Annotated in this window: 9 protein-coding genes and 1 pseudogene; 7 read left to right on the top strand and 3 right to left on the bottom strand. The window is 45.8% G+C overall.

Translation table 11 applies throughout. The features are described 5' to 3' along the window. Positions 1-186: pseudogene (locus tag Q5C82_RS16550) on the bottom strand (hypothetical protein); the annotation flags it as partial. A gap of 196 nt (positions 187-382) precedes the next feature. Here Q5C82_RS16550 and Q5C82_RS16545 point away from each other — a divergent pair. The 3 genes from Q5C82_RS16545 (at position 383) to Q5C82_RS16535 (ending at position 2,331) form a co-directional block, all read left to right on the top strand. After that, positions 383-1,255, top strand: coding sequence for an STAS domain-containing protein (locus Q5C82_RS16545; protein ID WP_003222959.1), 873 nt, complete (start codon positions 383-385; stop codon positions 1,253-1,255). Between the two features lie 156 nt (positions 1,256-1,411). After that, positions 1,412-1,579 carry a YezD family protein gene (locus Q5C82_RS16540; RefSeq protein WP_003222961.1) on the top strand — a complete coding sequence of 56 codons (168 nt, stop codon included), beginning with the start codon at positions 1,412-1,414 and terminating at the stop codon, positions 1,577-1,579. Between the two features lie 107 nt (positions 1,580-1,686). Beyond that, a complete protein-coding gene (locus Q5C82_RS16535; RefSeq protein ID WP_003222963.1) occupies positions 1,687-2,331 on the top strand; it encodes a Bax inhibitor-1/YccA family protein in 645 nt (214 codons plus the stop codon). Between the two features lie 118 nt (positions 2,332-2,449). Here the strand turns inward: Q5C82_RS16535 and Q5C82_RS16530 are convergent, their stop codons facing one another. Beyond that, a complete protein-coding gene (locus Q5C82_RS16530; protein WP_003222965.1) occupies positions 2,450-2,953 on the bottom strand; it encodes a MarR family winged helix-turn-helix transcriptional regulator in 504 nt (167 codons plus the stop codon). 158 nt (positions 2,954-3,111) lie between these two features. On the opposite strand from Q5C82_RS16530, the gene Q5C82_RS16525 reads away from it, so the two are divergent. After that, a complete protein-coding gene (locus tag Q5C82_RS16525; protein ID WP_003222967.1) occupies positions 3,112-4,221 on the top strand; it encodes an FAD-dependent oxidoreductase in 1,110 nt (369 codons plus the stop codon). Between the two features lie 34 nt (positions 4,222-4,255). Here Q5C82_RS16525 and Q5C82_RS16520 read toward each other — a convergent pair whose 3' ends face one another. Beyond that, positions 4,256-5,326 (bottom strand): DUF3900 domain-containing protein, encoded by a 1,071-nt coding sequence (locus Q5C82_RS16520; RefSeq protein WP_003222970.1) that lies wholly within the window; start codon positions 5,324-5,326, stop codon positions 4,256-4,258. A 149-nt stretch (positions 5,327-5,475) separates the two neighbouring features. On the opposite strand from Q5C82_RS16520, the gene cypD reads away from it, so the two are divergent. The 3 genes from cypD (at position 5,476) to Q5C82_RS16505 (ending at position 12,014) form a co-directional block, all read left to right on the top strand. Continuing rightward, on the top strand, positions 5,476-8,661 hold the full coding sequence (cypD, locus tag Q5C82_RS16515; protein ID WP_003222972.1) for a bifunctional P-450/NADPH--P450 reductase: 3,186 nt from the start codon (positions 5,476-5,478) through the stop codon (positions 8,659-8,661). A 432-nt stretch (positions 8,662-9,093) separates the two neighbouring features. Further along, the gene (ltaS1, locus tag Q5C82_RS16510; RefSeq protein WP_003222974.1) at positions 9,094-11,013 is read left to right on the top strand and encodes a lipoteichoic acid synthase LtaS1; all 1,920 of its coding nucleotides are present in this window, start codon (positions 9,094-9,096) and stop codon (positions 11,011-11,013) included. A gap of 236 nt (positions 11,014-11,249) precedes the next feature. Further along, positions 11,250-12,014, top strand: coding sequence for a glucose-1-phosphate cytidylyltransferase (locus Q5C82_RS16505; RefSeq protein WP_003222976.1), 765 nt, complete (start codon positions 11,250-11,252; stop codon positions 12,012-12,014). Positions 12,015-12,020 lie beyond the last annotated feature (6 nt).

Genomic DNA, 12,020 nt, shown 5'->3' with positions numbered 1-12,020 from the left:
GCCGCCGCCGAAGCCAGGCACAGCGCCGCCGCCAATGCCAGGGCCGGAGCCGCCGCCGAAGCCAGGCACAGCGCCGCCGCCAATGCCAGACCATGGGTAACCATCTGGATAACGATATTCGTATTCAAAAGCAGGCCATGGCTCATAAAAATGCCCGGCAAACATATAAGGATCAACATAATACATGTGATAACGCCCTTTCTCATTGTAAACTGTACATTTGCAGTTTATGCGAGCGGATGTTTATTGGTGCATTCGCCTATGGATGAAATTGGTATGCGCTCAGAATGCAGAATTATTCGATTTTTTCCTAGTCCCATTCACAATTCCGATGTATCATTTTATAATGAAAGAGCTTCTATTATAAAAAAGGAGACAGACCGTGAATATCGATCAATTATTATATCAATATATCATAGACCACACGGCGGATATTACGGAGAAATGGTTCAGTTTGCGATGTCAGCTGAAAGGAGAGCTATATTCCGCCGACAATTTAAGTGAAGAAACGAAACAGCTCTTAACCAAGCAGCATACGTTTACCAATATAACGATCGCAAGCGCATTCCTTGAGGATCAAACTGAGTTTCAAGAACATATGACACAATGGGCGCAAACCGTGGCAAAAAACAGGGTTGAGCAAGATGTTCAGGTGCATGAGGTTGTAGAAGCCATATCAAACTCAAGAATCTCATTCTGGGATGCTGTCGTTGCGTTTATTAAAGAGAATCGGGATATCGTCACAGATGAGGATGCTAACCGATGGAACCGCATAGTGAATCAGGCGTTCGATAAGCTGATCATTGAGTTTTCCGAGCAGTACCAAAAATTTATGCTGATGAGGCTCACATCCCAACAGGAACTGATCTCAGAGCTGGGCTGCCCGGTGATTTCTATTGCGGATGGAATCGGGATATTGCCGCTTATCGGCTCCATTGATACGAAACGGGCACAGGTCATTTTAGAAACAGTGCCGGTCCGCTGTATCGAGAGAAAAATCACAAGTCTTGTCGTTGACCTTTCGGGTGTCCCGATTGTGGATACCATGGTGGCGCAGCAACTGTATAACCTGTCAAAAACGCTTTTCTTATTAGGCGTCAAAGCTGTATTTTCAGGAATTCGCCCAGATGTGGCCCAGACATCGATTCAATTGGGGCTTGATTTTAGTGAATATGAAACGTACGGCACGCTGAAGCAGGCATTAGAAAACATGGGCGTTCGCTGCATTGTTGAGGAATTGGAAGAAAACCAATAGGAAGTTTGACCAGGCATATGATTGTCCGCCATCGGGTGATCATATGCCTTTTTGAATTGATCAGAAAACACCATTGATTTATCAAAAAAAACATAATATTATAATTCTTATAAGAATACTGTGAATTAAATCGAATTCAACAGGGGGGAAGGTCTTTTGGTTTCAAAATCAACGATTGATCCGGAAGTGATTGAAAAAATAATCAGCTCGCTAGAAACGCTCGATTTCGGCACCATTCAGATTACGGTTCATGATTCTCAGGTTACCCAAATTGAGAAAATAGAAAAGCACCGGTTTTCGCTGAAAAGGAAAGAATCAAAGTGATCGCATAAGGACGTTGTTTTCATTAAATTCTCCTTAAAACATATACATATTTCATCCAATTTTTATATAATAGACCTTTAAGATCATTTTTTAGGAGGATTTTTGACATGCAAGCTACGGTTCACGAGAGTAAGCAATCGATCATGCAGCGCATTTTGACAGTCTTTGTCTTCACACTGCTAATCGCTACTGTCGGTCTATTTATCGGCCAATTTGTTCCTGTCGCTTTGATGCTGCCGCTTTCTATTCTAGAAGTGGGGATGATTATTCTCGCCTTCTGGATGCGCAGAAGAAAAGCAGTTGGATATGCGTTTGTATATACATTCGCGTTTGTTTCCGGCATTACCTTATTTCCGATCGTCAGCCACTACGCTTCCATCGCCGGCGCCTATGTCGTGCTTGAAGCCTTTGGCTCTACATTTGTCATTTTTGCCGTTCTAGGCACAATCGGCGCAAAAATGAAGAAGGATTTATCCTTCCTATGGTCATTTCTGCTGGTAGCGGTTCTCGCGCTGGCGGTGGTTGGCATTTTCAACATTTTCAGCCCGTTAAACTCAGCGGCAATGATGGCGTATTCCGTTATCGGAACCATCGTCTTTTCCCTTTACATTTTGTATGATCTAAACCAAATCAAACACCGTCATATTACGGAAGACTTAATTCCGGTTATGGCATTATCGCTGTACCTTGACTTTATCAACTTGTTCATCAATCTGCTTCGCTTCTTCGGCATTTTGAGCAGTGATGATTAATGAAAAAGCGCCTGTCATTGGATAGGCGCTTTTTTGCCATACACTAAAAAGGCAGGTGGAGTTGTGCGGCTGTCATTTTGTCAGGTGTGGAGCCTGCGCATTTGATCAGATGGGTTTTTTAGTCTTTAAACACGCTTAGCTTTTCAAAGAGATCACCAAGCATCTTCACGAACATCTCTTTTTCCTCATCGCTGTAGTTTTCCATTACCGCGGAGATTTTGCTGAAATGGCCGGGCAGAAATTGCTCAAGCCGTTCTTTGCCCTCCTTTGTCAGTTCGATGCTGATTCTTCGTTTATCCTTTGTGTGATGCCTGCGGCTGACAAAACCGTCCCTCGCCAGCCCGTCAAGCAGTCCTGTAATTGTTGCTTTCGTGACGTTTGATTGCTTGGCAAGCTCTGTCGGACTTAACGTCTGATCCTTGGCATCAAAGAGCAGCATCAAGATTTTGAATTTTCCTTCCGACAGCCCGCTGCCTGTGAAATAGTGCTCCATCACATGATTCATTTTTTTAGAGATATCAAAAAGAGATAAAAACAATTCAAGAGAGTCGGCGTCTATATTGGCATACGTCTCGGCGTGCTCTGTTATATGCTTATATTTCGGTAAATGTTTTAATTCCATGATAATAAGCTCCCGTACGTTCGTTGTGACACGATTATAAAGGAGCGAAAACCATAACGCAACTTGGCTTGGAGATGATTGACAGCTTTTTGCGAAACATAGTAAGGTAACATAGTTAGGTGCCTAACTACATACAGAACTGAAAAGGTGGTTATTATATGAAACATATTTTAATAGCAGGAGGCGGAATCGGCGGTTTGTCAGCGGCCATTTCTCTCAGTAAGCCAGGGTTTTCTGTCACCTTGTGTGAAGCGGCTTCAGAAAACCGCAAAACAGGTGCAGGAATTCTTCAGCCGCAAAACGCACTGGCTGTCTTGAAAGAATTGGGCGTATTCGAAGAGTGCTGTAAGCATGGCTTTCAAACAGAGTGGTTTAAAACGTTTGATGAACAGGGGAATTTGCAGTTTCAAGTCAGTGAATCCTTTTTAGATGACACACTTCCGGGACGCAATAATATTCTGCGAAAAACGTTAAATGACATTCTCATGAAGCATGCCGAGGCTGCGGGTGTAAACATCAAGTGGGGGAAAAAGGTTGTCGCCTATGAAGAAACGGCTGAATCAGTCACTGCCCTTTGTGAAGACGGAGAAAAGATGCAGGCTGACATTCTGGCGGGCTTTGACGGCATTCACTCCGCTATTCGCGATAAGATGCTGCAAAAGGAAACAGAAAAAGAGCACCTCGGCATGGGGGCGTGGCGCTTTTATATCGAGCTCTCTGATTATACATTTGAGGACGCAACATTGATGTATAGAAGCGGAGACACACAAATTGGCGTCGTGCCATTGGCGGAACACGCCGGCTATGTTTTCGTCCTCCAGCCTTGCACGAGCGATTACTGGGATGAGGAAGATACCCGGTTTGAAAGAGTAAAAGAGATTCTCTCTCGCTTTTCGGGGCTGGATTTTGTCACAAAGCATATGTCGAAAGAGCACCCTGTCATGTTTAACAAACTGGAGCAGGTCGCAGTGCAGGAGCCATGGTACAAAGGCCGCGTCGTCATCGGAGGAGACGCCGCCCATGCTGGAGCGCCGACCTTGGCACAAGGAGCGGCAATGGCCATCGAGGATGCTATCGTCCTCGCCGAAGAACTCAAAAATCACGGCGACATCAAAACCGCATTTCATGCGTATTACAAAAGAAGAGCCCCAAGAGCGCTCAAAGTCCAGAACCTCTCTTCAGAAATCGTCCGCCGCGGGCTAAAAGGAGAGCCTGGAGCGGAAGAGCTGATCGGGGAGTGCTATGCGGTGTTGAGGGAAGGATACTAATAGGAAAAGTCCAGAAAGTAATTTCTGGACTTTTTTATTCTTGCTCTGTTTTGTGGCGTATCCGCTCAATCACCTCATGCAGCCCCTCAGGCTTATAAAACTCCACCGGAGAACTGCCCTTCTCAAAAGAAATCGTCTCGGCTTCAATCAGCGCGACATAGCGCCCGTTCACTTTTGCGAGATGAATCGAATCGCCAAAATCCGCTAGCAATCCCTTAATCTCGGTATCTCCGACTTTCATTTTCAGCTGGGCCTCCGGTGTGTGCTCGATGATTTGGGCGGAAGCTTCGATCACTTGATGGGTGTCGAGACGCTCTTGGATTTCACGTTTTTCGCTCGCTTCCCAAATTTCGATGTCTTGTTCAAATTGCTTGAGCTCTTCACTGTTGTCTTCAAATGTCTCGTAGACGTGCTCCTGCACCATATTCATGACCTGGTTTTTCATGATTTCCGGCATCGATTCGCCGTATTCGACGAATTTCAGAAAGTCCTCGAAATAGCGGGCGTGAGAGGCCTGGTGGATTTTCAGCTCGCCTTCCTCGACCATTCCTTCCTCGGGCATGTACGGGTATTGGATACTTTTCATGTTTTTTGTCGTGATCGCCATTTCAACTTTTTTAATGAGAGAAGATGTGTCTGCGATGCGGGCGACCTTCGGCTCAAAATCACATTTCATAATAAAGACAAATGACTCGTCAAAGTATTTTCTCGGCACAGCTGAAGCGACGAGGAACACGCCGCCGCGGACTGCGCTCGTGTCGAGGTACGTGCGGACGAACTGCTCGCTCAGCTCGTTAAAGTCTTCTTTTGTTTCTGCCAGGCGCGCCCGGTTGAACATGTTGTAATTCGGGTTGGAATCGAGCTCGTGGCCGGGCTCGACGATAAAATGGCCGATCTTCGTCGGCACCTGCTCGGACTGCGGATGGCGGTCGGCTTTCCGTTTGACGATTTTTTTCAGCTCTCCGTCGAGAAAGTCCTTCAGCTCGCTTTCTTCAAACTCACCCGTATCAAGGGTTTGGAAGTGCTTGAACTGCTTGTTCGCCTGCTCATCCTTGCCTTCCACTTGTATGACATAAAAGGATAAAAATCGAATTTCAAAATCCATATATGAACTCACCTTATTCGCGTATTGTACAGCTTCTCAAGTATAGAAAAAACAGCGATCATGCGTCAATTGGGAGAATGGAATAATCATGGCCATGAAAGGGAAATGTAGTCAGATAGAAGGCATTTCATACGGAAAGGAATGGTTCGATGAAGGAAACAAGCCCGATTCCTCAGCCGAAGACTTATGGTCCGCTCGGCAATCTACCTTTAATTGATAAAGACAAACCGACACTGTCGCTGATCAAATTGGCAGAAGAGCAGGGCCCGATTTTTCAAATCCATACACCTGCGGGCACGACGATTGTAGTGTCCGGACACGAATTGGTGAAAGAAGTTTGTGATGAAGAGCGATTCGACAAAAGCATTGAAGGCGCCTTGGAGAAGGTTCGCGCGTTTTCCGGTGACGGATTGTTTACAAGCTGGACACATGAGCCTAATTGGAGAAAAGCGCATAACATTCTGATGCCGACGTTCAGCCAGCGGGCCATGAAAGACTACCATGAGAAAATGGTCGATATCGCCGTTCAGCTCATTCAAAAATGGGCCAGACTCAATCCGAATGAAGCAGTCGATGTCCCAGGGGATATGACGAGACTGACGCTCGACACAATTGGGCTGTGCGGGTTTAACTATCGTTTTAACAGCTACTACAGAGAAACGCCACACCCATTTATCAACAGCATGGTACGGGCGCTGGATGAAGCGATGCACCAGATGCAGCGGCTTGATTTTCAAGATAAGCTTATGGTCAGAACAAAGCGCCAATTCCATCATGATATTCAAACAATGTTTTCATTAGTCGACAGCATTATTGCCGAGCGGAGATCAAATGGAGATCAGGATGAAAAAGATTTGCTTGCCCGCATGCTGAATGTGGAAGATCCGGAAACAGGTGAAAAGCTCGACGATGAAAATATCCGCTTTCAAATCATTACGTTTTTGATTGCCGGGCATGAAACCACGAGCGGACTCCTTTCCTTTGCGATCTACTTTTTATTGAAGCATCCTGACAAACTGAAAAAGGCGTATGAAGAGGTCGACCGGGTGCTGACAGGTGCAGCGCCAACCTATAAACAAGTGCTCGAGCTGAAATACATACGGATGATTTTAAATGAATCACTGCGCTTATGGCCGACGGCTCCGGCTTTCAGCCTTTATCCAAAAGAAGACACAGTCATTGGCGGAAAGTACATGATTACAACCCAAGATAGAATTTCTGTGCTGATTCCGCAGCTTCATCGTGATCAGGACGCTTGGGGAGAGGACGCTGAAGAATTCCGTCCAGAACGGTTTGAACATCAGGACCAAGTGCCTCATCATGCGTACAAACCGTTCGGAAATGGACAGCGGGCCTGTATCGGCATGCAGTTTGCCCTTCATGAAGCCACACTTGTGCTGGGCATGGTCTTAAAATATTTCACGTTAATTGATCATGAGAATTATGAGCTTGATATCAAACAAACCTTAACACTCAAGCCTGGCGATTTTCGTATCAGGGTTCAAACACGGCATCAGGAAGCCATTCATACGGACGTTCCGGCAGCTGAAAAAGAGGCGCCTGTTGAGCAAAAAGAGGAAACGGAAACAAAGGGTGCATCGGTCATCGGCCTCAACAACCGGCCGCTTCTTGTGCTGTACGGATCAGATACCGGCACCGCAGAAGGCGTAGCCCGCGAGCTTGCCGATACAGCCAGTCTTCATGGCGTAAGGACTGAAGTCGCACCTCTGAACGACCGGATTGGAAAGCTGCCGAAAGAGGGAGCGGTTGTCATTGTGACCGCGTCCTATAACGGAAAACCGCCAAGCAATGCCGGACAGTTCGTGCAGTGGCTTCAAGAAATCAAACCGGGTGAGCTTGAGGGCGTCCATTACGCGGTATTTGGCTGCGGCGACCACAACTGGGCGAGCACGTATCAGTACGTGCCGAGATTCATTGATGAGCAGCTTGCAGAGAAAGGCGCGACTCGGTTTTCTGAGCGCGGAGAGGGTGATGTAAGCGGTGATTTTGAAGGGCAGCTTGACGAGTGGAAAAAAAGCATGTGGACAGACGCCATCAAAGCATTCGGACTTGAGCTTAATGAAAACGCCGATAAGGAACGAAGCACGCTGAGCCTTCAGTTTGTCAGAGGGCTTGGAGAGTCACCGCTGGCCCGATCGTACGAAGCTGCTCACGCATCCATCGCCGAAAATCGTGAACTCCAGTCCGCAGACAGTGATCGCAGTACCCGCCATATCGAAATCGCATTGCCGCCGGATGTTGAATATCGGGAGGGCGACCACCTTGGCGTATTGCCGAGGAACAGCCAAACCAATGTCAGCCGGATACTTCACCGCTTCGGCCTGAAGGGAACCGATCAAGTGACATTGTCAGCAAGCGGGCGCAGTGCGGGGCATCTGCCATTAGGGCGTCCTGTGAGCCTTCATGATCTTCTCAGCTACAGCGTCGAGGTGCAGGAAGCGGCAACTAGGGCGCAAATACGCGAGCTGGCCGCATTTACCGTCTGTCCGCCTCATAAACGTGAATTGGAAGATATGACGGAAGAGGGCGTTTATCAGGAACAAATTTTGAAAAAACGGATTTCTATGCTGGATCTGCTCGAGCAATATGAATCATGTGAAATGCCGTTTGAACGGTTTTTAGAGCTTTTACGGCCGTTAAAACCGAGATATTATTCGATTTCAAGCTCTCCAAGGGTAAATCCTGAGCAGGCATCCATTACAGTTGGTGTCGTGCGCGGCCCTGCGTGGAGCGGCCGCGGCGAATACAGGGGTGTTTCTTCAAGTTACTTAGCTGAGCGCCAAGCGGGTGATGATGTCGTGATGTTTGTCCGCACACCGGAATCCCGGTTTCAGCTTCCGGAAGACCCTGAAACCCCAATCATTATGGTCGGGCCGGGCACAGGAGTAGCGCCATTCCGCGGTTTCCTCCAAGCACGCGCAGCTTTAAAGCGGGAGGGAAAAGCGCTCGGCGAAGCTCATCTCTATTTTGGATGCAGGAACGATCATGATTTTATTTACCGTGACGAGCTTGAGCAGTTTGAAAAAGATGGAATCGTCACTGTCCACACAGCCTTTTCCCGAAAAGAAGGCATGCCGAAAACGTATGTCCAGCATCTCATGGCTGACCATGCAGAAACATTGATTTCGATTCTTGATCGCGGAGGCAGGCTCTATGTATGCGGTGATGGCAGCAAAATGGCCCCAGATGTGGAGGCCGGACTGCAAAAAGCGTATCAGTCTGTTCATGGAACTGGTGAAGAAGAAGCACAAAACTGGCTAAAACATCTGCAGGATACCGGTATATATGCAAAAGATGTTTGGTCGGGGGTTTAAAGACTGGAGACATCCAGTCTTTTTTTGCCCTTTCAAAAAAATTGTGATCGTGCTAAACATGAGTGCATACAATAGCCACAGTCCGCCAGAGGGCGGGCTTTCTGCAAAACCTATTTTTCGTTTTTGCTAGTTTATGTTATTCTTATACTCGGTATCTATTTCTTTTTTCAAAGGCACACATGACAAAAGAACTCCTTTTTCTATTTCCGAGAAAAAATGTGAAACGAAATGAAGGCTTCTTTCGTCCAGTGTTTGGTCGAAATGGTTGCAATAAAATTGGTATGGTGCGAAGCATAAATATTCCGGCTTTCGCGGTGTATTTATTTGTTGTGTGATGCCTTGATTTTGTTTTAAAAAAGGAATTGGAAGGCAGGATAAAGAGCAGGTAAATATGAATGAAGACTTAAAGTGTTTAAGAAAGTAGAGGTTGCCATGAAGAAACTTTTTTCTTACAAACTTAGCTTTTTTGTGCTGGCTGTTATACTGTTTTGGGCAAAAACGTATTTATCCTACAAGACTGAGTTTAATCTTGGGGTAAAAGGCACAACCCAGGAGATCCTCCTGGTATTTAACCCGTTCTCAAGCGCGGTTTTCTTTTTAGGACTGGCTTTGCTTGCGAAAGGGCGTAAATCAGCCATAATCATGCTGATTATTGATTTCGTAATGACATTTGTGTTATACGCAAATATTTTATTCTATCGTTTCTTTGATGATTTCTTGACATTCCCGAACATTAAACAATCCGGAAATGTCGGAAACATGGGAGACGGGATTTTCAGTATCATGGCCGCTCATGATATTTTCTATTTCTTAGATATCATTATTTTAATTGCGGTATTGATCTGGAGACCTGAATTAAAACAATACAAAATGAAAAAACGCTTTGCATCTTTAGTGATCCTTTCCGGGGTCGCACTGTTTTTCATCAACCTGCACTATGCGGAAAAAGACCGTCCGCAGCTGCTGACAAGAACGTTTGACCGCAATTATATCGTGAAATATTTAGGTCTTTACAATTACACCATTTATGACGGTGTTCAGACGGCTCAAACGGAAACGCAAAGAGCCTACGCGAGCAGCGATGATTTAACAAGCGTCGAGAATTATACGACGTCTCATTATGCGAAACCGAATGCCGAGTACTTCGGCTCTGCCAAAGGCAAAAACATTATTAAGATTCACCTGGAAAGCTTCCAGTCATTCCTGATTGATTACAAGCTGAACGGTGAAGAGGTGACGCCGTTCTTGAATAAACTTGCACACGGTGGGGAAGATGTGACGTATTTTGATAACTTTTTCCATCAGACAGGCCAGGGAAAAACATCTGATGCCGAGCTGACAATGGATAACTCCATCTTCGGCCTTCCTGAAGGCTCCGCATTTGTGACAAAAGGCGAAAACACATATCAGTCACTTCCTGCAATTTTGGATCAGAAGGAAGGCTACACAAGCGCCGTCCTGCATGGTGACTACAAATCGTTCTGGAACCGTGACCAGATTTACAAACATATTGGATATGACAAGTTCTTCGACGCAAGCAGTTATGATATGTCAGATGAAAACATCGTGAATATGGGACTCAAGGATAAGCCGTTCTTTACTGAATCGATTCCAAAACTTGAATCTCTTAAACAGCCGTTTTACGCCCATTTAATTACGTTGACAAACCACTATCCATTTAACCTGGATGAAGAAGATGCGTCCATTAAGAAAGCGACAACCGGTGATAAAACAGTTGATAATTACTTCCAGACAGCCCGTTATCTTGACGAGGCGCTTGAGCAATTCTTCAAGGAGCTGAAGGAAGCCGGTCTGTATGACGACTCAGTCATCGTGATTTACGGGGACCATAACGGTATTTCTGAAAATCATAACCGTGCGATGAAAGAAATTCTTGGAAAAGAGATCACAGATTATCAAAACGCGCAAAACCAGCGTGTGCCGCTGATGATCCGTGTTCCTGGCAAAAAAGGCGGAGTGAACCATACGTATGGCGGCGAAATTGACGTCATGCCGACACTTCTGCACTTACAAGGAATTGATTCGCAGAAATATATCAACTTTGGTACTGATTTATTCTCTAAAGACCACGATGATACAGTGGCGTTCAGAAACGGAGACTTCGTGACGCCGAAGTACACATCAGTCGACAATGTCATTTACGATACGAAGACTGGTGAAAAACTGAAAGCGAATGAAGAAACGAAGAATCTGAAAACAAGAGTGAACCAGCAGCTGAGCCTGTCAGACAGTGTTCTGTACAAAGACTTGCTAAGATTCCACAAACTCAGCGATTTTACAGCCGTTGATCCGTCTGACTATCATTACGGCAAGGAAAAAGAAATCAAATAAGACGAGAAAGAGCCTTGAGCGGGCGCATTGCCTTCGCTCAAGGCTCTTTTTTTTGGTTACATAACCAACTTGAAAAAATAGATTCCATTTGGTCACCAAGGCCGCCTTTCTCTCATATCATTACAGTAGATTTTGAAACCGGTATTGAAGTGGACAAATTATCGGGGAAACGCCTTGATAGATTGTAAAGATGTACCAGGTTTCGAACTCAATATTCATAGAGATGAGGGGTAGAGATGAAAGCGGTCATTCTCTGCGGCGGAAAAGGAACAAGGATGAGTGAAGTCACGAATGACATTCCTAAACCGCTCGCCATGATAGGCGGCAAACCGATTCTATGGCATATTATGAAAATCTATCAGTACTACGGAGTAAACGAGTTTATTCTGCTTTTGGGCTATAAAGGAGAAAAAATCAAAGAATACTTTCTCGACTATGAGTGGAAGCACAACAGCCTGACTCTCGACGGCTCTACGGGAGAGGTGCAGATGCTGGGGCAGCCTGAAACGTGGAAAATTACGTTTTTGGAGACAGGGGAAGACACACTGACAGCCGGAAGAATCTTGCAGGCAAAAGACTATATCGGCGATGAAACGTTTCTGCTCACCTATGGGGACGGGCTGGCCAATATCAATCTTTTCCATCTCATCAGCTATCATCAGACAAAAGGGGTTGCCGCGACTGTCACCGGCATTGACAAAGTTTCGCAGTTCGGCACCTTGACGGTTGAGGACGGCATGGCGAAAACATTTTCTGAGAAGACATCAAGTGACGGAATCATCAACGGCGGATTCTTTGTTCTCAGTCCCAAGGTTTTCGATTATTTGCCGAAGGACGGGAACATGATGTTCGAAGATGAACCGCTGAAGAACCTTGCCAAAGACGGGGAGCTTGCCGTGTACCGCCATTACGGATTTTGGACGGCCATCGATACGTATAAAAATCTCTTAGAAGTCAACAAAATGTGGGATCAAGGACAACAAGTATGGAAGGTATGGTGAACTGAT

It is taken from the genome of uncultured Bacillus sp., assembly GCF_958411575.1.
GTDB classification, from domain to species: domain Bacteria; phylum Bacillota; class Bacilli; order Bacillales; family Bacillaceae; genus Bacillus; species Bacillus spizizenii.
The sequence above is the reverse complement of the archived record's forward strand: the minus strand, read 5'-3'. Positions and strand labels throughout refer to the sequence as shown.